The sequence below is a fragment of the Psychrobacillus sp. FSL K6-2365 genome, assembly GCF_038003165.1.
Lineage (GTDB): Bacteria > Bacillota > Bacilli > Bacillales_A > Planococcaceae > Psychrobacillus > Psychrobacillus psychrodurans.
The window spans coordinates 1651744-1673299 of sequence record NZ_JBBOOO010000001.1; the positions used below are offsets into that span (position 1 = coordinate 1651744).

Genomic DNA, 21556 nt, shown 5'->3' on the forward strand with positions numbered 1-21556 from the left:
ATATCGATTCAATCAAAGTCAAAGGACAACGAAAGAGCATTGTGTTGAATGTCCATCATATTAAAGAAATCGAAACGAATCCAGAGCTTGCATTAGACTTGGACAACCTATTAACCATCTGTTTAGATCATCAGCTGCATAAAGCAGTATTAGCAACAGAGTTAAATAATGTATCTGATTTCATTAAAGCGAAGAATGTTATCTTCAAGCTTATAAGTGATATTACAGATGGAACATTAACTTTAACTAAGACATTAAGGAGTGCATTCTTAGGAGCTTATAATAAATCGATGGAGCGATCTAATAAGAATACATCCATATCATCTGTGGAGGAACAACTACGTGTGAGTAAGCCTGTGAAGTTTTATAACTGGTTAGAAGAGATTGAGGAAAGAATAGTTGTGAAAAGTAATCCTAATTTGGAGAATTGGTTATTATGGTAGTGAATAATAAAAATAAAAGACCACCTTTGTTAGCATGGTCTAGATTTTTCGTACCCCATAATTCACCCCATGAATACCCCAAAAATAAAATAGTAAGCATAATCACACATAATTCATAATCACGATAACGTTAATATAATGGTACTTCTCTGACCTCAAATAACTTGAAATTAAATAAGTATGTCATTAGAACGACTGTACATCCGTGGAACGTGAACAATATTTAAAAATGTATTAATAAAAAAGCGTTGGGGCTCTGAGCTTCCAACGCTTTTTAGATATTGTAGAGGTTTATAATAATCAATCTGCTAGTGATCTATTGACATTTATTTTTTCGCCTGTTTCCATGTCAGATATATATTGAAGAACTTGTCCTCCAGAATCAATATCGTTATTATTAAAAGAGACACTCCACACGAAATCATATTTTTTACCCTGATATGAATACTCACCTTCGATATAGTAAACATTCTTATAAATTTCTTTAGTTTCATCATTTCTCAAATTAGGATGTTTTTTAGCTTCAATTTCAGCATCCTCTACCTTTACACTATCGACTCCATCATATTTTTCAATAATAGTTTCTGCGCGAACTGCTAGATTAATTAATAGCTTTTCATTCGTTATTTTACCTTGTGATACTTTATAGGTATTGGTTTCATCAGAATTTCCTTCATTCCCACAAGCAGTTAACAATAATACAGCTAAAGCGCCGATGAAAAATATTTTTTTCATACTCTATCATCTCCCTTTATTTCATTTTATTGGAAACACAAAAAGTAAACAACCTCATTGAGATTCTTAAGAGGCAGTTTTAGTATTTAAAGTTGAAATATTAGATGAATGACTCGGTAAAAATAATTAAAATCGAGCACCTTGGCTATTACTCTTGAACAATGCTTGAAAATGATAAAATAAAAAAGCGTTGGGTAGCACGAAGCTATCAACGCTTTTTTATATGTTGACCATATCATTTGTTGTAAGTTGCATATGGTCTTTTGTAGCACATGTCCTTGTTTAATGTGTTGACAAGAATTGCCCAACCTACATTCCGTTGATAAGTTGATTGTACTTAAACAGATTTAAGTTGAGCTTCCAATTGAATATCTGCGTCAAACATTAACAATGCGTCTGTTAAAAGATTAATATCTATGAGAATTTGCTCTTTTATATGAGTAAAGGGACATTTGTAGTAATCATCTATTAGGTGATTTAGTTCTTTGTAAATTAAAATGATAGGCAAAATTACTCCCCCTAATGATCTATATTTCCTATTTTATATTATGTAACATATTATGTGTAATTGGAAGGAATTTGACCTATAATTTTTGAAATGTTAGTAGCTTTAGTAAGTTTATATAATGCAATTGTATATAGTTAGTTATAAATAGAAAGATTGGAGGGGCTCGGTTTTATACGCGCCCCTCCAAAATATATACATTTCCACAAACAAGGAGGGCTTGTTCCTAGAAATGTGTGCTTTTCTCTGTTAGAAAAGGAGCCTTTTTCTCTATTTCAAGGTGTCACTGATGGCAAATACTGTTACCTTATTTTATTTTTTCATCCATACTACACTGCTAGAAAACTGTGCACTGTAAGTTGTCCCAAATATCTACCGGGATTTGGTGAGTAACCGGCAGCTACTGGAGAAGTTACAGTAGCATTAACTACAATACGACCTGTATTGCCTAGAAGGCCTACTCCAACTAATGTGTCACCGGATGTAATAGCAACGTCCTGAGAGCTACCTGAGTTTGCTCCATCAAAAAGTGGAATAGTAGCAATTACAATACCTAGAAGATTTACTACTTCTAAAGATGCAGTAACTGTAGCGGTTTCGTTTGCTGCAAAAGCATAGTAGGCGGAAATAGGTAATGCTAGAGTTAGAAGTGGCAAAGCTCCAATATCAAAGATACTTTGAAATGTCACTGTCTGATTGGATTCTGTGTTTGGAGACCAAATGTAAGCATTGCTTCCGTCTATTAACGGTGAAACCATTGCTGGAGGAGTTAATATTGCAGGCGTAGGAAGTGTTCCGGGTGGTGCAGCTGTATCTGCAATGACAGTTGTATTAGCTGGGGTAGTAAACTCTTGAAGTACAAGAACCATATAAATCACCTCCTTTTAATAGATTTGCCAAAATATCGGCATACAGTAATATATGTCCTATAAATTAATAGAACTAGTTAGATTGATTATCTCGTATGAATAAATAATATAAATATGGAGGGATTTGAAGTAGTTTGATATAGGTAGGTGATTTAAAGAGATACAATAAAACAAAGTATGGTTTAAAAAAATATATATAACAGCTCACTTGGTTAATAACCAAGTGAGCTGTTTGTGTTTATTTCTAACTTTCTTTTTTCTAAGATTCTTATAGCATCTTTTAACAAATTGATATCGATCAAAATTTCTTCCTTCAGATGGTAGTTATTGCATCTATAGTAATCATTAATTAGCTTTTTTAGTTCTACTATAATTAGTTTCATAAGTTTTTTGCCCCTTTATAGTTATATAGGCTGACATAAAATAATATAATTAATTTAACCTATGTTCAATTATAAATACTAATACCCAAATTTACGCATTTTTAACCATTTTATTATTTTATTTGATAAATATAATGGCATTTGACTATTTGTTACTATTTATTTTAGCATTTACTAGTAAGGGGATATTGAATCTCTACTTAAATTAGAAGGGGGGGGGAAACATTGTTTATCAGACCATGCGAAGGAAGAATTACATCGCATTTTGGGGAAATTCGAAAGAATAATATAGTTAAAGAGCATAAAGGAGTGGATTTCGGAAGTGATGGAAGTCCGGTTATAAAGGCATCAGCAAGTGGAGTAGTGACGAGAGCAAAAGTTATAGGTGGCTATGGAAACACAATAACAATTGTCCATACTTTAAACGGTAAGAAATATGAAACCTTGTATGCTCATTTAAAATCTTTCACCGTAAAGATTGGACAAAATGTAAAACAAGGCCAACAGATTGGTATAAAGGGCACAACAGGAAATAGTACAGGAATACATTTGCATTTTGAAATTCACATACCATCTTACGAGGTGGGGCAGCCAAATGCAGTGAATCCTTTAAACTATATAAGCGAAACAGATATAACCGAAGTACAAAAACGTTTAAATTCAGTAGGTTATAAACTAATGGTTGATGGGATCGAGGGACCTTTAACAATTGCAGCAATTAAAGATTTTCAAAAGAAAAACGGCTTGGCAGTTGACGGAATTGTTGGGCCAAGAACTTTAGCTGCTTTAAAGAATAAATAAAAAACACTAAGAGGAAAACAGAATATGTTAACTAAAAAAGAAATTCGGACAAAATAAAACCCCTCAACCATAAAGGTAAAGGGGTTTTTCGATGATTTCAACGAAAATGTCCACTTTTCGTTGAAATATGATATCGGCTCTTCGTTATCTTACTGACATTTAAGTATATTGTCAAGTCCGTTAAATCTATTGAATATTGCGGTAAACACCAACTACTTTTCCGAGAATACTAACTGAATTTACGATGATAGGTTCCATGGATGAGTTTTCAGGCTGTAAACGGAAGTAAGATTTCTCTTTAAAGAATCGTTTAACGGTTGCTTCATCTTCCTCTGTCATAGCAACTACAATATCTCCATTATTGGCTGATTGCTGTTGTTTTACAACGACGTAGTCACCATTCAATATACCTGCTTCAATCATACTATCACCCATTATCTCCAACATAAATAAATTATCATCGGCAGTACCAAAAGTTTCTGGAAGCGGGAAGAACTCTTCTATATTTTCAATTGCGGTAATGGGAACACCAGCGGTAACTTTACCTACAAGGGGGACATGCACAACGTTTTGTTTTTCAGCAATACTACCTAATCCATCAAGAATCTCAATGGCACGTGGTTTAGTTGGGTCTCTTCTTATCAAACCTTTACTTTCCAGTCGTGCTAAATGTCCATGTACGGTTGAGCTAGAGGCTAAGCCCACAGCTTCTCCTATTTCTCGAACAGATGGCGGATATCCTTTTTTACGAACTTCTTCTTTTATAAAAGCTAGAATGTCTTCCTGTCTCTTAGATGCTTTTTTCATATGCTCACCTCTTTTAGAGTAATTAATCTCTATCCTTTTCTATCTTATTAATAGTATAACAGGCGAAGAACTTTAATGCAAACATAGGTTCTAATTGTTGTTGACAAAAACAAGTGTTCGCATTATTATTGAAATATACATTACGAACACACATTCTATTGGAGGTATTATTTATGACTTGGATTAAAGAAAACTATTTTCTAACAATATTTGTAGCGTGTAGTATTGCTTTTATAATGTTTATAATAATCTCGAATTCTTTTTCAACTGATGAGAGTCTTCATATTAATATAGAGCAAGGCGATTCTTTATGGGAGTTAGCAAATGAGTATGGCGTGAAGGAAGATAAAAAAGTATGGATTAATAAGGTTATAGCTATGAATAATTTACAAGATGGACATATTAAAGCTGGGGAGATGCTTAAAATCCCAGTGGAGGAAAAAAGTTACCATTTCAATCACGAAACGGAGATAGCGGGCGATACTAAATGAAATCAGTTATATATTGTCGAGTGAGTACTGAAAAAGAATCTCAAGAGACATCTTTACAAAGACAGGAGGAAGAGCTATTAGAATTTGCAGCGCTACACAATTATGAAGTAGAGAAAGTATTTATAGATCAACATAGTGGATATGATATTGAACGTGAAGGCTTATTAGATTTACTGGATTATATAAAAGAAAATGAAATTAAAGCGATATTTGTTCAAGATGAAACCCGGATTGGTAGAGGAAATGGAAGAATGGCAGTTCTGCATCTTCTTCAAAAAACAAATACCTCAATATATACTTTACAGGATAAGGGTGTTATCAATTTAAATGAAATGGATTCTATGTTACTGGAAATACTTGCGCTTGTAGAAGAATATCAAAGGAAATTACACAACGCTAAAATCAGAAGAGGTATGAAGAAAGCGGTCTCCGAGGGATATAGACCAGAGAAAAACTTAAAGACAAAAGGCAATCCTGAAGGTAGAGAAAGAATAGATGTTCCTTTAGCAGAAGTAGTCAGACTTCGGAATGCAGGACTTACTTATGAAGAGATTTCAATGACCTTAAAAGGTTTAGGATTTAATATTAGTAAAGCAACAGTACATAGACGTTATATTGAGTATATAGAAGCACATGGAGTGAAATGACTTGCACTCTGTGTGTTTTTTCCTTACCTTTATATTTAGATAAAGTGAAAGGATGAAATAAATTGTTAAGCAAAGAAAAATTAGCGAGAATTGGCGAGTTATCTAGAAAATCTAAAACATCGGGTCTTTCTATTGAAGAAGCAAAAGAACAAAGCTCTTTACGCAAAGAATATTTGGAAACTTTTCGTTCCACAATGAGAGATACAATCGAAAGTGTAAAAATAATTGACCCCGAAGGAAATGATGTAACACCTGTAAAAGTTCAGGAAGCAAAGAAAGGAAAGTTTCTGAATTAATTAATCATTTCAGAAACCATTGATAATACAGACATTCTTGTCTAAACTAGAAATATAGAAAAAATTTGTTTGAGAGGATGTCATTCATGTCATTACAATCCGATTTATTAGCAATTAATACGATTCGAACTTTATCTATTGATGCAATTGATAAAGCAAATTCTGGTCACCCTGGTTTACCAATGGGGGCAGCGCCAATGGCTTACACATTATGGACAAAACATTTACGTCATAATCCAAGTAACCCAACATGGTTCAACCGTGACCGCTTTGTGTTATCGGCAGGTCATGGCTCTATGCTTTTATATAGCTTACTTCATCTTGGTGGCTATGATTTACCAATGGAGGAGATTAAGAACTTCAGACAATGGGATTCTAAAACTCCTGGACATCCAGAGTTCGGTCACACTGCAGGAGTAGAAGCAACAACAGGTCCACTTGGTCAAGGAATTGGAATGGCAGTAGGAATGGCGATGGCGGAAGCGCATTTAGCTGCTACTTATAATAAAGAAAACCATTCTATTATTGATCATTACACTTACGCTTTATGTGGTGATGGTGATTTAATGGAAGGTGTAGCTGCAGAAGCAATTTCTCTTGCTGGACATCTTCAGTTGGATAAATTAATTGTATTATATGATAGTAATGATATTTCTTTAGATGGTGATTTAAATAAATCATTCTCAGAAAATGTAGAAAAACGTTTTGATTCATACGGTTGGAACTACATTCATGTAAAAGACGGAAATAATATTGAAGAAATTTCAAGTGCTATTGAAAAAGCGAAGTCTCAAAATGACAAGCCAACAATTATTGAAGTTAAAACTGTTATTGGGTTTGGCTCTCCTAACCGTTCTGGTAAGTCAGATGCTCACGGCATGCCGTTAGGAAAAGACGAAACACTTTTAGCTAAAGCTGAATATAAATGGTTATTTGAAGAGGACTTTTATGTTCCAGATGAAGTTTATGACACGTTTAAACAAGCATCAGAACGTTTAGGTATTCAAGAAGAGTCCGCTTGGAATGAAAAACTGAAGAAGTATGAGTCTGAATTCCCTGAGTTAGCTTCGACACTAAAAACTGCGATTTCTGGTGAATTACCTGAAAACTTTGCAGACGCTCTTAAAACATATGAAGCTGGTACTTCACATGCGACTCGTTCTGCTTCTGGAGAAGCAATTAATGCAATTGCTCAAAACCTACCATCTTTCTTCGGTGGTAGTGCCGATTTAGCGGGATCGAACAAAACAACTATGAAAAATGTTGGAGATTTTTCAGCTGATGATTATGCTGGGAAAAACATATGGTTTGGTGTACGTGAATTTGCAATGGGAACTGCTTTAAATGGAATGGCTTTACATGGTGGGCTAAATGTATTTGGAGGTACGTTCTTCGTATTTAGTGATTATGTAAGACCAGCAATTCGTTTATCGGCATTAATGGGACTTCCTGTAACGTATGTATTCACGCATGATAGTATCGCTGTCGGGGAAGATGGCCCAACTCATGAGCCAGTGGAACATTTAGCTTCTTTACGAGCAATGCCTGGATTATCTGTGATCCGTCCAGCTGATGCTAATGAAACTGCAGAAGCGTGGAAACTAGCTGTATCATCAAAAAATAATCCTACAGTTTTAGTTCTTTCTAGACAAAATTTACCGACTCTTGAAAATTCTGTTGAACTAGCTAAAGAAGGAGTTTCAAAAGGAGCTTATGTTGTAGCACCTAATGAAAAAGCGGAAGCAATCTTACTTGCAACTGGTTCAGAAGTAAGTCTTGCTGTTGAAGCACAACAAGCACTTTCTAAAGAAGGAATCGAAGTTTCTGTCGTTTCTATGCCATCATGGGATTTGTTTGAGAAGCAAGATTCGGCTTATAAAAATGCGGTACTACCATCTCATTTAACGAAACGTCTTGCAATTGAGATGGGTGCTTCATTAGGATGGCATCGTTATGTTGGATTTGAAGGGGACGTAATTGCTATTGATAAATTTGGTGCAAGTGCCCCTGGTGAAATTATAATGAAAGAATATGGTTTCTCTGTAGAGAACGTAGTTGCAAAAATGAAAGCATTACTTCAAAAGTAAAAAGTTGTACAAGCAATTCGAATACTTTGATATTAAGTATTCGAATTGTTTTTTTTATACGCGCAATTGCATGTGGTTGCTGTAGAAGATACCCTTTCAAAGTGAAGTTTCACTTTATTTAAAATTATAATAGAATGCAAAAAGAATCTATAGTATAATTTGGGGTGGTGTCTTGTACACGTAGATAAGTTCGTAAAGGAGGAGAATATATGCAAACATGGATTTGGATTGTTATTATAATTGTTGCTTTAATCGCTGGTGTGGCAATAGGATTTTTTGCGGCACGTCAATATATGATGAAATATTTAAAAGAAAATCCACCGATCAATGAACAAATGCTTCGTATGATGATGGCACAAATGGGTCGTAAGCCTTCTGAAAAACAAGTTAAACAAATGATGAATCAAATGAATAAAATGCAAAAATAAAAAAGCACTCAGCTGAGTGCTTTTTTATTTGAAAGAAACTTTACTTCATTTGAAAATAGATTTTATTTGTTTAGTAAGCCATTTTCTTGTAGGAAATCTGCAACAACTTGCTCATATTCCTTGCTGTTTTCATTGAAGGATTTAGCATGCTCACCAATATCAAATAATTCTAAAGTCTTTGGGCCTTGTTTTTTTTCGTATAAATCTTCGGTCATTTTAGGTAAGATAAAATCATCCTGCAAACTGTGGATAAACAAGACAGGTTTTTCAATCTTGTCTATAACATCAATTGGTGAGACGAGATTTAACGTATATCCATCACGAAGTTTCAAAAACAAATTAGCAAATCGAATGGCTAAACTAGTACGAAGTGGAGTCGTCTGTGTCATTATATGATAAACTTGCTGCTCAAAATCAGAAAATGCACAGTCTGAAATATAAAAATCAGCGTCATCTATTATAGAACCAGCATACAATAATGTAGTAGCAGCGCCCATAGATTCCCCATGGATACCTAAAACCGCATCTTTCCCAGCTCTTTCTCTTACTGCCTCAACAATAGATTGTAAATCTACCTTTTCGTAAAAGCCGAAACTAGTTGTCTTGCCACCAGAATCACCATGTCTACGATGATCGTAGACGACACTATTAAAGCCTAGTCTTTCGAACATACGAACGAAACGTAGTGAGTTAATTTTGTTTTCTGTAACTCCATGGCAAATAACGACATAATTATTTGTTTCTAATGGCTCGACAAAAATTGCTTTTAAGGAATATCCATTTTTAGATTCAATCCATTGTTCGGTTTTATTTACTGCGTTAAACCATGCTTCATCTAATCGTTTAGAAGTTATTTCACGGTTTAATATAAAATCATTTTCTTTTTTCTTCATATACATAAGCCTATTAGTTACAAAGAAACCAAAGAACGTAGCCATAGCGGTCAAGACACTAGTAAAAATACTCGTCCAAATAATTACACGTTTCTTCATCTGATCAACCCCTACTTACTTTTAAATAGATTATACATTCCCGTGTCTATCTGCCTGGACACATACGGTTCAACCACTTCTACTGCCTTAAGCAATGAGTCGAGATTTATATTCGTCCCAATGCCCATTTGATGTAGCATATTCACAACATCCTCGGTTGCTACATTTCCTGTAGCACCAGGTGCAAAAGGGCAGCCGCCTAGACCACCAGCTGATGTATCAAATCGATCAATTCCTGCTTGTAGGCTAGCAAGAATATTGGCTATTCCCATTTTTCTAGTATCGTGAAAATGAGCAGTTATTAGTGTAGCAGGGAATTCCTTCTTTAGTGAGTCGAATAATTCATAGCTTTCCCGAGGATTAGCCATTCCAATAGTGTCAGCTACGCTAAGTTCGTTTACACCCCATGAAACAAATTCCTTACATAATGCAAGCGTGTCCGATGAATCTACTTTTCCTTCATATGGACAATAAAATGCAGTGGATATACAGGCACGAACAAAATGACCTTCTTGTAATAGTTTTCCCACAATAGGCTTGAGTTCATCCATACTTTCTGTCGTAGTTTTATTAATATTTTTTTTATTAAAACTGTTTGAAACCCCAACAAAAACGGCGAAATTCTGTGCACCGGATTGTTTGGCTATTTCAACGCCCTTATGATTAGGTGTTAATACGAGTTGTCTACCCAACTTTTTAACTTGGGTGACTATTTCATTGGCATCTTTCATTTGTGGTACCCATTTTGGTGATACGAAAGAAGTCAATTCCATTTCCTCTATTCCTGCAAGTTGCAGTTTTTCGATAAAGGCTAATTTTACTTCTGTCGGCACCTCGTTTTTTTCATTTTGTAAGCCATCTCTTGGACCTACCTCGATAATTGTCACTTTATTTGGTAAACTAAACATAATCATCCCTCCCTCTTTATTGTAAAGAAAGGATGGTTAAACAAGCAAATTTAAATTTTGCTTTGTAGAAGTTTGTTTAATACAGGGGAAACAAGGAGGAAATCACGTGACAAATGAAGTTGTAATCGTAAGCGCAGTTAGAACTGCAATTGGTTCGTTTCAAGGGGCTTTGAAAGATGTGCCAGCTACTAAACTAGGTGCTATTGTAATTGAAAAGGCATTAGAAAAAGCAGGGGTTTCTAAAGATGCTGTGGACGAAGTAATTATGGGGAATGTCCTTCAAGCAGGTTTAGGACAAAATCCGGCTAGACAGGCGTCTATTCAGGCTGGTTTACCACAATCAGTTTCTGCTCTGACTATTAATAAAGTATGTGGGTCTGGCTTAAAAGCAATTCATCTTGCTACTCAAGCTATAATTGCAGGAGATGCAGATATTATTGTTGCAGGTGGAATGGAAAACATGAGTCAATCTCCTTATTTGTTGAAAAACGCTAGAGATGGCTTCCGTATGGGCGATCAAAAGGTAGTAGATAGCATGATTTCAGATGGGCTATGGTGTGCTTTTAATGATTACCATATGGGGGTAACCGCTGAAAACCTATGTGATCAATATAATATTACTAGAGAAGAACAAGATAAATTTTCTGCACGGTCGCAGAGCAGAGCAGCTAAAGCAATAGAAGAAGGTAAGTTTTCAAATGAAATCGTGTCTGTGGAAATTCCTCAAAGAAAAGGGGATCCAGTAATCTTTTCTCAGGATGAGTATCCAAAGAAAGGTTCTACGGAGGAAAAATTAGCGGGGCTTCGTCCAGCATTTAAAAAAGACGGTTCTGTAACTGCGGGTAATGCTTCAGGGATTAATGATGGAGCAGCTGCTGTAGTGGTGATGTCAAAAGCAAAAGCGGATGAACTTGGTCTTCAACCACTAGCTACAGTGGTAGCAAATGCATCTGCAGGAGTGGATCCTAGCATTATGGGGATTGGACCTGTGGAAGCAGTAAAAAAAGTATTAAACAAATCTCAATTATCATTAGCGGATATCGATTTAATCGAAGCAAATGAAGCTTTTGCAGCACAATCGATTGCTGTTGATAGAGAGCTATCCTTTAATCATGATATACTAAATGTAAATGGTGGAGCGATTGCATTAGGTCATCCAATTGGGGCTAGTGGTGCACGCATCTTCGTTACCTTACTTCATGAAATGAAGAGGAGAGATGCGAAAACCGGTCTAGCAACACTATGTATCGGTGGTGGCCAAGGAGTTGCAACCATAGTTAAACGTTAATAAAGAAGGTGAACATATTGGCTAAGAAAAAACAAAGACAACAACAGGTAAAGCCTGCTAAGCAATTGGATGAAGGGAATTCATTGTCTGACCAACTTTCTTCTGACGTTCTAGCAAAACTTAAAGAAACGAAGAAACAATTAGTAACTGCTGAACAGGAGAAAGAGGAAGAAAGACAAGCACAACTCGCTTTCGAAAAGAAAGAAAAAGAAAAAAACAAATCGTTTGAAGAACTACTAGATGAATATGGCTTTGGTGGCTCTAAGTTTTAGGTGAATTAGAAACAGTTTAGTAATCCAATAAATGGATTGCTAAACTGTTTTTTTGATTGATAATTATATTCATTACATAGTTTTTAGCGAAACAACTCTGTCTGATAAGAGTCAGCAAAATAGATTCAAAAGCTAAGCATCTTATTTGAAAGTCAAAAAAGGTCAGTGTATACTAATCTCAAAGGTTAAATATAGTCAAAGTCAAATAGTTAAATATAGGAGGAAATAAATATGAAGTGTCAACATTGTAGTAAAAATGATGCAACGATGAGCCTGAAAGTGCAGTTGAATCATCAAGGAATGCAAATGAACTTATGCCACATATGTTTTCAAGATATTCAAGGACAATTGACTGCAGGAAAAATACCGTCATTTGGTGATAATGCAGAACATTTTTTCCAATCGAATGGGAGCCAACAGGCACGAACACAAACGAAACATTTTGAAGAATCTCATGGCAATAGTTTGTTAGATCAACTTGGTAAAAACCTATCCAACGATGCTAAAGATGGGCGGATTGATCCGGTAATTGGACGTGATCAAGAAGTAAAACGTGTCATCGAAACGTTAAATCGAAGAAATAAAAATAATCCCGTTCTAATTGGGGAACCAGGTGTTGGTAAAACTGCCATTGCCGAAGGACTTGCAGTAAAAATCCATGAAGGCGATGTACCTGTGAAATTAATGAACAAACAAGTGTACTTATTAGATGTCGCTTCACTCGTAACGAACACCGGTATTCGAGGGCAATTCGAAGAACGAATGAAACAATTAATCGAGGAACTTCAAACACGGAAAGACGTGATTTTATTTGTTGATGAAATTCACTTACTAGTTGGGGCAGGCACGGCTGAAGGGTCAAAAATGGATGCCGGTAATATTTTGAAGCCTGCTTTAGCGCGTGGAGAAATGCAACTTATTGGTGCAACGACGTTGAGTGAATATCGTCAAATTGAAAAAGACGCTGCACTTGAGCGTCGTTTTCAACCAATTATTGTAAAGGAATCATCTACAGAAGATACGATTCACATTCTAAATGGTATCAAGGATCGGTATGAAAAATTCCATGAAGTACACTATCCAGAAGACACGATCCATGCTTTTGTTAATTTATCACAACGGTATATTCAAGATAGATTTTTACCAGACAAAGCAATCGACTTGATGGATGAAGTGGGGGCAAGATTAAATCTGACACATACGTCAGCATATTCGGAGTCAATCGAAACACGTCTTAACGAAGTCATTCAGCAAAAAGATCAAGCCGCAGAAAAAGAAGACTACGAGAGAGCAGCAAATTTACGCTTTGAGGAAATCCAGTTGCGGAAACAATTGGAGCAATTGAAACAAAATGAGGACACACCTCGAGTAAAAGTTACGGTAGCAGATATCGAATTAATAGTAGAGGAAAAAACTGGAATTCCTGTGACAAAACTACAATCTGCAGAACAGGCAAAAATGAAAGGAATCGCAGAAAATCTTAGTGAAAAAGTAATTGGCCAAGAAGATGCGGTCGATAAAATTGCCAAAGCGATCCGTCGAAGTCGTGCAGGGCTAAAATCTAAAAATCGACCTATTGGTTCTTTCTTATTTGTCGGTCCAACAGGTGTCGGTAAGACAGAGATTACAAAAGTGCTGGCAGAGGAATTATTTGGTTCACGTGATACGTTAATTCGTCTTGATATGAGTGAATATATGGAGAAACATTCGGTGTCTAAAATTATTGGTTCTCCTCCAGGTTATATAGGCCATGAGGAAGCAGGTCAACTGACAGAACATGTTCGCCGTAATCCTTATTCCATCTTATTGTTGGATGAAATTGAAAAGGCACATTCTGACGTACAAAATATGTTCCTGCAAATAATGGAAGATGGTCGATTAACGGATTCGCATGGCCGTACAGTCAGTTTCAAGGATACGGTCATAATAATGACGAGTAATGCTGGAACAGGCGACAAAAAAGTAAGTGTAGGATTCAATCAACCAGCACATGAATCCATCAATATGCTTGAAATGCTAGGGGCTTATTTCAAACCAGAATTTCTCAACCGTTTCGATGCTATTGTCGCATTCAATGAACTGACAGAAGAAAATTTACTAAAAATCGTAGACTTGATGCTTGGAGATTTACTAGTAACAATTTCAGATAATAATATTGATATGACGATTTCGTCGGAAGCAAAACTAACCTTGGTCAAATTAGGTTACGATAAACGGTTCGGTGCTCGACCGCTTCGCAGAGTGATTCAAGACAAAATTGAAGATCCATTAACAGATCTTATTTTAGAGGAAGAAATGATTAAAAAGGTCCATGTAGATGTTATGGATGATGAAATTGTTGTTCGCAAAGTATAAAAATGTTTAACACCCCCTGAAAACTATTCAGGGGGTGTTTTTTCGTGTAACTACTAGAGTAGGATGTATTAGGCTTTATATCTTACTATATTACATCGTTTAGCATGGCTTAAAAATTTCATATCATAGGAAGCTATCATGATCCCTCGAACCGCGATATTCCTGTATCAGCACTTCCCTAATTATGAAGGTTTCTTTAAACTCTATGCTCCATATACAACTCTTGCTTTGTTATTTCCGTTGCTTTTAATAGAATGGTGTCTGGCACTTGCTGTTTATAAGCTTCGATCGATTCAAGTAATTGTTCCGAGTTACTAGCTCCAATGATCAGAGAACCTGTCACTTTTCTTTGTAACACGAATTGAAGTGCAATAGAAGCAATCGGAGCTTCTAATATTTGTAATTTTTCGATAGTATCAACTAAGTCTTTCTGCGTGTAGCTAAGATATTCTTTTGTTTTAATTGCACGATTAAGACCATCTGCTGTAAGTAAACCTTTTGCAACTGTTCCTCGCGTGAACAGTGAAGCTTGATGGTCTTCTAGCAAGGAGAACCACTCTTCGGGTCTTCTGTCTAGTAGGCTATATTGCATCATAACAGAGACGGCATTACTTTTGCGTAAAAATCGGTCTATGACATTTGGGCGAATAGAGGATATACCATATTCACGAATTAACCCTTCTTTTTGAAGAGATTCCATTGTGTCTATAACCTCGTCTACATTGTCTTCCATCGTGCCCCCATGTAGCTGATATACATCTATATAATCCGTTTGAAGTCGCTTTAAAGAGGCATGAACTGCATCTGTTATCCATTCCTTAGTTGGATCCCATGACCAACCGTCTCCAGAATTATTGAGTCGATTTCCAACCTTCGTAGCTAATATAACATTTTGTCGATTGCTCTTAAGGGCATTACCAACAATCTTTTCATTTTCGCCTTTATTATAAAGATCTGCTGTATCAAAATAATTAATACCATTTTCTAGTGCTACTTGAATAATGTTATCCGCTTCTTTTTGATCTGATGGAAGTGACATGCATCCTAGTCCGATTTCAGATACGTATATATCACTTTTACCTAATTGTCTTTTCTTCAAGTTTCATCACGTCCTTTTCTACATGGTACAATGTCAAATAGATAGATTCAACTAAAGTGAAACACTAGAAACGAGAGGACGATTCGTTATGAAAAAATTTGAAGAAAAAACAATTCAATCTGAGGTTAAATATAAAGGAAGAATAATATCTCTTCAGATAGATGAAGTAGAACTACCAAATGGCAAAACTAGTAATAGAGAGATTGTTAAACACCCTGGTGCTGTAGCGGTCATAGCCGTTACAAAAGATATGAAAATAATTTTAGTGGAACAATATAGAAAAGCTTTAGAACGATCAATTATTGAAATTCCCGCTGGAAAAATAGAGATTGATGAAGTTCCCGAAATAACTGCGCTGCGTGAATTGGAAGAAGAGACGGGCTATACGACGGACAAACTTCAATACATTCAATCATTTGCCACATCACCAGGGTTTGCTGATGAGATTATACATCTATATTTTGCAGAGAATATTGAAAAGCTGGAGCAACCAGTAGGCTTGGACGAAGATGAGTTTGTAGAATTACTACATGTGAGTCTTTCCGAGATGGAAGAAATGGTAAAAAAGCAACAAATCTATGATGCTAAAACTGCCTTTGCATATATTTGGTTGAAAGATTATTTTAAAGAAGCATGATTTAAGATAGTACAAGCATATGATGAAAGTAGATAGGGGGGTGTTCCAATTTGAACCAGACTTATACTATTTTCATCTCATTATGTGTACTCGTTGTTAGTTTTATCGGAGGTTTAGTATTATTTGAAAAAAGTACGGCAGAACAGCAGCAATGGATTATTAATCTCTTGGATGCACGCGTTCTATTAATAGAACAGCCTACTTTTTTAGAAACGATTTTTCCTCACCTCATGTTTGCCATTGTGTTTTTTTTGTTTTATCAGCATCCTTTTTTACGAAAGCTAATTTTAGTTATTTGTGCATTTAAGATTACATTCTATGGATATTGTTCGAGTTATATACTACAAACACAGGAATCTACTTTTCCTTATGTGTTTTGGTGGTTTCCATTTCAGCTAGTGTATTGTGTCTTGTTATTAGCTTTAGCAAATCGTATTAATATTTTTTCGCTATCCTTTTATATAATTGTTATAATTATAGAATCCATCTTAATACCATTTATATTATTTAATAATTAGTTTTTATTAATAGTTATTATTATGTGAATCTCTTGTAATGAGAATTCAATTATTGGTATAATGGATTCAGTTAAGGAGGCGTCATATGGAAAGCCGTATTGATCGTATAAAAAAACAATTATCTGGTGCGAGCTATAAACTGACGCCGCAGCGAGAAGCGACGGTCCGAGTTTTGCTTGAAAATGAAGAAGATCATTTAAGTGCAGAAGATGTATTTTTACTAGTTAGAGAAATATCACCTGATATAGGACTTGCAACAGTTTATAGAACGCTTGAGTTATTAAACGAATTGAATGTGGTAGATAAAATTCAATTCGGTGATGGCGTATCTCGCTATGATTTAAGACAAGAAGGTGCAGCGCATTTTCATCATCATCTAGTATGTATTGAATGTGGAGCTGTAGATGAAATTCAAGAAGATTTGTTAGAAGATGTAGAAGCTATTGTAGAAAAGAAGTGGAACTTTAGAATAAAAGACCATCGTCTAACATTTCACGGTATATGCTACCGTTGCCAAGAGGATAAATAAACAAAAGGATAGCTTATTGCTATCCTTTTTTTAAATGATTAAGTCAATTGCATAATTTATTTCAATATAATTACACACAAACTAGTGATTCCAGTGGGAGCGGTAAATGCTTTCACATTGCTACGCTAGTTTCGAAGAATGAAAGGTTAGTAGGAATGGAAATCAATTTTACTTCAAATACTTCATTACGAAATTTGCCTAGATTGTCTTATCAAAAGGAGTGAATAACATGAATAATGGAATACTACATTTAGAGGATTATATGCACTTCCTGCAGATTGAACGCCAGTTAGCGAGTAATACATTGACCTCCTATAAAAAAGATTTAACCGATTATTTACATCATATATTTGAAGTGCAGCAACTACAAAGTCTAAATGAGATTGAACGCACGCATATTGTTTTGTATCTGCGAAGTTTAAAAGAAAATGGAAAATCTGCTCGAACCATTTCTAGGCATATTTCTTCTATACGTTCCTTTCATCAATTTTTATTAAGAGAGAAAGTGGCGAACACAGATCCCTCTGTCCATTTAGATTTGCCCCAACTAGAACAAAAACTGCCTACATATCTGTCAGTGGAGGAATTGAATAATCTATTAAATAGTATTGATCAGTCCAAACCACAGGGCCAAAGGGATTTAGCAATGTTTGAACTCTTGTATGCTAGTGGTATGAGGATTAGTGAGTGTTTGAACTTAAATCTGGAAGATATTCATTTATCCATGGGATTTGTTCGTGTATTTGGAAAAGGTGGCAAAGAACGAATTGTACCTTTAGGTGGTTCTGCCATTAGAGCATGTGTAACTTATATAGAGAATGCAAGACCAGAATTATTGAAGTCCGAAAAAACGGAAGCAATTTTTATTAATCAACGTGGAAAACGTCTAACTAGACAGGGAATTTGGAAGTTATTAAATAAGCATGCTACTACAGCAGGGATTTCAAAAGAAATTACACCTCATGTACTTCGCCATTCATTCGCAACACATTTAATCGAAAATGGAGCGGATTTACGTGCTGTTCAGGAGATGCTAGGACATGCTGATATTTCTACGACTCAAATTTATACCCATGTTAGCAAAAGCCGTTTAAAGGATGTTTATAAACAATTCCATCCTAGAGCATAAATTGTCAGAGGTCTGACCTGTACATTTTGTTTTTTTTTGGTAAACTAGAAGAAAATAGTAGGAGGTTATAAAATGAATAAATTTAAGCGCATACATGTTATTGTAATGGATTCTGTAGGTATTGGAGAAGCACCAGATGCCGACGTATTTGGTGACGTAGGATCACATACAATTGGGCATATTGCAGAAAAAATGAACGGACTTCATATGCCTCAGATGGAACAACTTGGACTTGGTAACATTGATGATATTCAAGGGATTGCTAGACAGACTCAGCCTACCGCTTATTTTGGTAAAATGCAGGAGGCCTCTGTTGGTAAGGATACAATGACTGGTCATTGGGAAATCATGGGTCTTAATATTGATAAACCGTTTAAAGTATATCCAGACGGATTTCCTCAGGAGTTAATCTCCCAATTAGAGGAGAAAACTGGTCGTAAAGTAATTGGAAACAAACCGGCAAGTGGAACAGAAATTTTAGATGAGCTTGGCGAAGAGCATATGAAAACTGGTGCCATAATTGTATACACATCTGCTGACCCTGTGCTACAGATCGCAGCACATGAAGAAATAATTCCGTTAGAAGAATTGTATCGTATTTGTGAAATTGCACGTGAATTAACTTTGTCGGAGGAATTTTTAGTAGGTCGTATAATTGCTCGTCCTTTTATCGGAGGATCGGGTAAATTTGTTCGTACATCAAATCGCCATGATTACGCGTTAAAACCTTTTGGTCGTACAGCGATGAACGAACTGAGTGACGAGGGACTAGATGTAATCGCAATTGGTAAAATTAACGATATTTATAATGGTGAAGGCATCACTTCTACGGAAAGAACAACAGATAATATGGATGGGATGGATAAATTCATCGCTACACTGGATAAAGACTTTAAAGGAATCAGTTTCTTAAATCTAGTTGATTTTGATGCATTATTTGGTCATCGCCGCGATCCATTAGGCTATGGTAAAGCTTTAGAAGAATTCGACGTACGTTTAAAAGAAGTATTTCCAAAGTTAACAGAGGAAGATTTGTTGATAATTACGGCAGACCATGGAAATGATCCAACTATGCCAGGAACAGATCATACGCGAGAATATGTTCCGTTAATTGTATACTCACCAAAATTTAAGGAAATAACAGAGTTACCACTACGTAATACATTTGCCGACATTGGAGCAACGATTAGTGAAAACTTTGGTGTATCGACTACAGAATTCGGAGAGAGTTTTCTTTCTCTATTAAAATAATCCATATTTATATGAATTAATTTCATAAGGGTAGTAAAATTCCACTCCAGGTGGACGCCTGTAAAAATAAAAGAGATGTGTAAGGAGATTATTTAATATGAATATGCTTAATTTAATCGATAAGAAAAAAAGAAACAATTCATTAACCGAAGAAGAAATACAATATATGATTAATAAGTATACAAATGATGAAATTCCAGACTATCAAATGAGTTCCATGTTGATGGCAATCTTAATAAATGGAATGAATAAAGATGAAACATCATGGTTAACAAAATCTATAGTTGAATCAGGTGATGTTATTGACTTATCTTCTATTGAAGGATTCAAAGTTGATAAGCACTCAACAGGAGGAATAGGAGACAAAATTAGTCTTCTTGTTGCACCGATTTTAGCATCATTAAACATTCCCATTGCAAAAATGAGTGGAAGAGGATTAGGTATCACAGGTGGTACTGTAGACAAATTAGAATCTATAGAAGGTTTTAATGTTGAATTAACTTCTGATCAATTCATAAAGCAAGTAAATGAACATAAAATTGCGATAGTTGGTCAATCTGGTAATTTAACTCCAGCTGATAAAAAGTTATATGCCTTAAGAGATGTAACAGGTACTGTGGACTCAATCCCGTTAATTGCTTCTTCAATTATGAGTAAGAAAATTGCTAGTGGTGCAGACGGCATTGTACTAGATGTAAAATGTGGTAAAGGTGCTTTCATGAAGGATTTAAATCATGCTACAGAATTGGCTTCTACTATGATTAGCATTGGTGAAAGTTTAGGTAGAAAGGTATCAGTTGTTATTACTGATATGAACCAACCTTTAGGTCATAACATTGGTAATAAATTAGAAGTTGCAGAAGCACATGATTTCCTTAGAAACTATAAAGATAGTGAGCAAGGCTTATTAGAAGTTACAATAGCTATATCTTCAAAAATGTATCAATTAGCTACTGGAGTAAGTGAAGATGAAGCACAAAACCAAGTAGTAGAAACACTTACAAATGGTGCTGCATTGGAAAAATTCAAAGAGTTTATAACTGCTCAAGGCGGAGATGCTTCTGATATTAATCCGAAAGACACTAAGCATACGATTGAAGTAAAAGCTGTAAAAGATGGTTATATCAATTTAATTGATGCTGAATTGATTGGTATGGCTTCTCTATTAGTAGGTGCAGGTCGTTTAACAAAAGCGGACACCCTTGATTTTGATGCAGGAGTTAAACTGGTATCATTAACAGGTCAAGAAGTTCAAAAAGGTGATACATTAGCTATTCTATATTCAAACAAAGATGATGTAGCGGAATCAATAAAATTGATTGAAGAAGCTTATAAAATTATTGAAGATGAACCAGTCAAAAATAATTCTATCTTGAAAATAATGTAAAATAATTCTATACAATATAAAGAAAAAGTTGGTTAGCTAATTGGATTTAGCTTACCAACTTTTTATTTTGTAGAAGTGTAAAAATAAATAATACAAAGATAAGTTAACTAGATCACTTTTTAAAATTTGAAGGATCCAATGAGATATACAATTATTTCGTTTACTTGCTCTCGTGTGCTATTTATTTGCGGCTGCAGTAGTTTTACTTGCTCAAGAGGGACAATTACTTGCGAAGTGGATTATTTTTCCAAAGAATCAACTAAGTGAAGGTATACAATTATTTCGTTTACTTGCTCTCGCATGCTATTTACTTGCGTCCCGTTTTAAATACTTGCTCTTCGTGGCTGTTTACTTGCGGGTGCAGTAGTTTTACTTGCTCATGAGGGACAATAACTTGCGAAGTGGATTATTTTTCCAATGTCTCAACAAAGTGGAGATACAATTATTTCATTTACTTGCACTCGCATTATTTACTTGCGTCCCGTTTTAAATACTTGCTCTCTGTGGCTGTTTACTTGCGGGTTCAGTAGTTTTACTTGCTCATGAGGGACAATTACTTGCGAAGTGGATTATTTTTCCTATGTCTCAACAAAGTGGAGATACAATTATTTCATTTACTTGCTTTTGCATGCTATTTACTTGCGTTCCGTTTTGAATACTTGCTCTCCGTGGCTGTTTACTTGCGGGTGCAGTAGTTTT

At 35.3% G+C, this 21556-nt stretch carries 23 protein-coding genes; 16 read left to right on the top strand and 7 right to left on the bottom strand.

Features of this window, described 5'->3' with window-relative positions:
- Window positions 1-44: 44 nt before the first annotated feature.
- On the top strand, window positions 45-443 hold the full coding sequence (locus MKY29_RS07860) for a hypothetical protein (RefSeq protein WP_241598764.1): 399 nt from the start codon (window positions 45-47) through the stop codon (window positions 441-443).
- Window positions 444-743: 300 nt separating this feature from the next.
- Here the strand turns inward: MKY29_RS07860 and MKY29_RS07865 are convergent, their stop codons facing one another.
- The 3 genes from MKY29_RS07865 to MKY29_RS07875 form a co-directional block, all read right to left on the bottom strand.
- A complete protein-coding gene (locus MKY29_RS07865; protein WP_241598766.1) occupies window positions 744-1178 on the bottom strand; it encodes a hypothetical protein in 435 nt (144 codons plus the stop codon).
- Between the two features lie 337 nt (window positions 1179-1515).
- Window positions 1516-1686, bottom strand: a complete 171-nt coding sequence (locus tag MKY29_RS07870; RefSeq protein WP_340879454.1) for a hypothetical protein — start codon at window positions 1684-1686, stop codon at window positions 1516-1518.
- A gap of 326 nt (window positions 1687-2012) precedes the next feature.
- A complete protein-coding gene (locus MKY29_RS07875) occupies window positions 2013-2552 on the bottom strand; it encodes a hypothetical protein (protein WP_241598770.1) in 540 nt (179 codons plus the stop codon).
- Between the two features lie 608 nt (window positions 2553-3160).
- Here MKY29_RS07875 and MKY29_RS07880 point away from each other — a divergent pair.
- A complete protein-coding gene (locus tag MKY29_RS07880; protein ID WP_340879455.1) occupies window positions 3161-3736 on the top strand; it encodes a peptidoglycan DD-metalloendopeptidase family protein in 576 nt (191 codons plus the stop codon).
- A 186-nt stretch (window positions 3737-3922) separates the two neighbouring features.
- Here MKY29_RS07880 and lexA read toward each other — a convergent pair whose 3' ends face one another.
- Window positions 3923-4543, bottom strand: coding sequence for a transcriptional repressor LexA (lexA, locus tag MKY29_RS07885; protein ID WP_090561896.1), 621 nt, complete (start codon window positions 4541-4543; stop codon window positions 3923-3925).
- Window positions 4544-4716: 173 nt separating this feature from the next.
- Between lexA and yneA the strand changes: the two genes are divergently transcribed.
- The 5 genes from yneA to MKY29_RS07910 all read left to right on the top strand — a co-directional run bounded on the left by yneA (window position 4717) and on the right by MKY29_RS07910 (window position 8492).
- Window positions 4717-5034 carry a cell division suppressor protein YneA gene (gene yneA, locus MKY29_RS07890; protein WP_093494612.1) on the top strand — a complete coding sequence of 106 codons (318 nt, stop codon included), beginning with the start codon at window positions 4717-4719 and terminating at the stop codon, window positions 5032-5034.
- Entirely contained in the window at window positions 5031-5681 is a 651-nt protein-coding gene (locus MKY29_RS07895) for a YneB family resolvase-like protein (RefSeq protein WP_093494613.1), read from the top strand. Before yneA ends, MKY29_RS07895 begins: the two co-directional genes overlap by 4 nt.
- 62 nt (window positions 5682-5743) lie before the next feature.
- Window positions 5744-5977 (top strand): DUF896 domain-containing protein, encoded by a 234-nt coding sequence (locus tag MKY29_RS07900; RefSeq protein ID WP_090561890.1) that lies wholly within the window; start codon window positions 5744-5746, stop codon window positions 5975-5977.
- A gap of 86 nt (window positions 5978-6063) precedes the next feature.
- Window positions 6064-8064, top strand: coding sequence for a transketolase (gene tkt, locus MKY29_RS07905; protein ID WP_090561888.1), 2001 nt, complete (start codon window positions 6064-6066; stop codon window positions 8062-8064).
- Window positions 8065-8273: 209 nt separating this feature from the next.
- Window positions 8274-8492 (top strand): YneF family protein, encoded by a 219-nt coding sequence (locus MKY29_RS07910; protein WP_090561886.1) that lies wholly within the window; start codon window positions 8274-8276, stop codon window positions 8490-8492.
- Window positions 8493-8554: 62 nt separating this feature from the next.
- Here the strand turns inward: MKY29_RS07910 and MKY29_RS07915 are convergent, their stop codons facing one another.
- The gene (locus MKY29_RS07915; protein ID WP_241598775.1) at window positions 8555-9484 is read right to left on the bottom strand and encodes an alpha/beta hydrolase; all 930 of its coding nucleotides are present in this window, start codon (window positions 9482-9484) and stop codon (window positions 8555-8557) included.
- A gap of 11 nt (window positions 9485-9495) precedes the next feature.
- On the bottom strand, window positions 9496-10392 hold the full coding sequence (locus tag MKY29_RS07920) for a hydroxymethylglutaryl-CoA lyase (RefSeq protein ID WP_241598777.1): 897 nt from the start codon (window positions 10390-10392) through the stop codon (window positions 9496-9498).
- Between the two features lie 106 nt (window positions 10393-10498).
- Between MKY29_RS07920 and MKY29_RS07925 the strand changes: the two genes are divergently transcribed.
- From MKY29_RS07925 to MKY29_RS07935, 3 genes are all read left to right on the top strand, one after another.
- Window positions 10499-11680, top strand: coding sequence for an acetyl-CoA C-acetyltransferase (locus MKY29_RS07925; RefSeq protein ID WP_241598779.1), 1182 nt, complete (start codon window positions 10499-10501; stop codon window positions 11678-11680).
- Between the two features lie 8 nt (window positions 11681-11688).
- Window positions 11689-11952 (top strand): DUF3886 domain-containing protein, encoded by a 264-nt coding sequence (locus MKY29_RS07930; protein ID WP_416235926.1) that lies wholly within the window; start codon window positions 11689-11691, stop codon window positions 11950-11952.
- Window positions 11953-12183: 231 nt separating this feature from the next.
- Window positions 12184-14307: an ATP-dependent Clp protease ATP-binding subunit gene (locus MKY29_RS07935; RefSeq protein ID WP_241598781.1), complete on the top strand. Its 2124-nt coding sequence runs from the start codon at window positions 12184-12186 to the stop codon at window positions 14305-14307.
- A 196-nt stretch (window positions 14308-14503) separates the two neighbouring features.
- Here the strand turns inward: MKY29_RS07935 and MKY29_RS07940 are convergent, their stop codons facing one another.
- Window positions 14504-15406, bottom strand: a complete 903-nt coding sequence (locus MKY29_RS07940) for an aldo/keto reductase (protein WP_241598782.1) — start codon at window positions 15404-15406, stop codon at window positions 14504-14506.
- 88 nt (window positions 15407-15494) lie between these two features.
- On the opposite strand from MKY29_RS07940, the gene MKY29_RS07945 reads away from it, so the two are divergent.
- From MKY29_RS07945 to MKY29_RS07970, 6 genes are all read left to right on the top strand, one after another.
- Window positions 15495-16043, top strand: coding sequence for an NUDIX hydrolase (locus tag MKY29_RS07945; protein ID WP_093494620.1), 549 nt, complete (start codon window positions 15495-15497; stop codon window positions 16041-16043).
- A 50-nt stretch (window positions 16044-16093) separates the two neighbouring features.
- Complete coding sequence (locus MKY29_RS07950; RefSeq protein ID WP_090561871.1) at window positions 16094-16561, top strand: hypothetical protein; 468 nt, start codon at window positions 16094-16096, stop codon at window positions 16559-16561.
- An 85-nt stretch (window positions 16562-16646) separates the two neighbouring features.
- Window positions 16647-17090 carry a ferric iron uptake transcriptional regulator gene (gene fur, locus MKY29_RS07955; RefSeq protein ID WP_090561869.1) on the top strand — a complete coding sequence of 148 codons (444 nt, stop codon included), beginning with the start codon at window positions 16647-16649 and terminating at the stop codon, window positions 17088-17090.
- A gap of 229 nt (window positions 17091-17319) precedes the next feature.
- Window positions 17320-18219 (top strand): site-specific tyrosine recombinase XerD, encoded by a 900-nt coding sequence (gene xerD / locus MKY29_RS07960; protein ID WP_340879458.1) that lies wholly within the window; start codon window positions 17320-17322, stop codon window positions 18217-18219.
- Window positions 18220-18291: 72 nt separating this feature from the next.
- Entirely contained in the window at window positions 18292-19470 is a 1179-nt protein-coding gene (deoB, locus tag MKY29_RS07965; RefSeq protein ID WP_241598784.1) for a phosphopentomutase, read from the top strand.
- A 97-nt stretch (window positions 19471-19567) separates the two neighbouring features.
- Window positions 19568-20857, top strand: a complete 1290-nt coding sequence (locus MKY29_RS07970; protein WP_241598785.1) for a thymidine phosphorylase — start codon at window positions 19568-19570, stop codon at window positions 20855-20857.
- The last annotated feature ends 699 nt before the right edge of the window (window positions 20858-21556 follow it).

Bases quoted from the DNA above. Each gene is read 5' to 3' on its own strand.
- MKY29_RS07865 (WP_241598766.1), bottom strand. From the start codon at position 1,178: ATGAAAAAAATATTTTTCATCGGCGCTTTAGCTGTATTATTGTTAACT.
- MKY29_RS07875 (WP_241598770.1), bottom strand. From the start codon at position 2,552: ATGGTTCTTGTACTTCAAGAGTTTACTACCCCAGCTAATACAACTGTC.
- lexA (WP_090561896.1), bottom strand. From the start codon at position 4,543: ATGAAAAAAGCATCTAAGAGACAGGAAGACATTCTAGCTTTTATAAAA.
- yneA (WP_093494612.1), top strand. From the start codon at position 4,717: ATGACTTGGATTAAAGAAAACTATTTTCTAACAATATTTGTAGCGTGT.
- MKY29_RS07895 (WP_093494613.1), top strand. From the start codon at position 5,031: ATGAAATCAGTTATATATTGTCGAGTGAGTACTGAAAAAGAATCTCAA.
- tkt (WP_090561888.1), top strand. From the start codon at position 6,064: ATGTCATTACAATCCGATTTATTAGCAATTAATACGATTCGAACTTTA.
- MKY29_RS07910 (WP_090561886.1), top strand. From the start codon at position 8,274: ATGCAAACATGGATTTGGATTGTTATTATAATTGTTGCTTTAATCGCT.
- MKY29_RS07915 (WP_241598775.1), bottom strand. From the start codon at position 9,484: ATGAAGAAACGTGTAATTATTTGGACGAGTATTTTTACTAGTGTCTTG.
- MKY29_RS07920 (WP_241598777.1), bottom strand. From the start codon at position 10,392: ATGTTTAGTTTACCAAATAAAGTGACAATTATCGAGGTAGGTCCAAGA.
- MKY29_RS07935 (WP_241598781.1), top strand. From the start codon at position 12,184: ATGAAGTGTCAACATTGTAGTAAAAATGATGCAACGATGAGCCTGAAA.
- MKY29_RS07945 (WP_093494620.1), top strand. From the start codon at position 15,495: ATGAAAAAATTTGAAGAAAAAACAATTCAATCTGAGGTTAAATATAAA.
- fur (WP_090561869.1), top strand. From the start codon at position 16,647: ATGGAAAGCCGTATTGATCGTATAAAAAAACAATTATCTGGTGCGAGC.
- xerD (WP_340879458.1), top strand. From the start codon at position 17,320: ATGAATAATGGAATACTACATTTAGAGGATTATATGCACTTCCTGCAG.
- deoB (WP_241598784.1), top strand. From the start codon at position 18,292: ATGAATAAATTTAAGCGCATACATGTTATTGTAATGGATTCTGTAGGT.
- MKY29_RS07970 (WP_241598785.1), top strand. From the start codon at position 19,568: ATGAATATGCTTAATTTAATCGATAAGAAAAAAAGAAACAATTCATTA.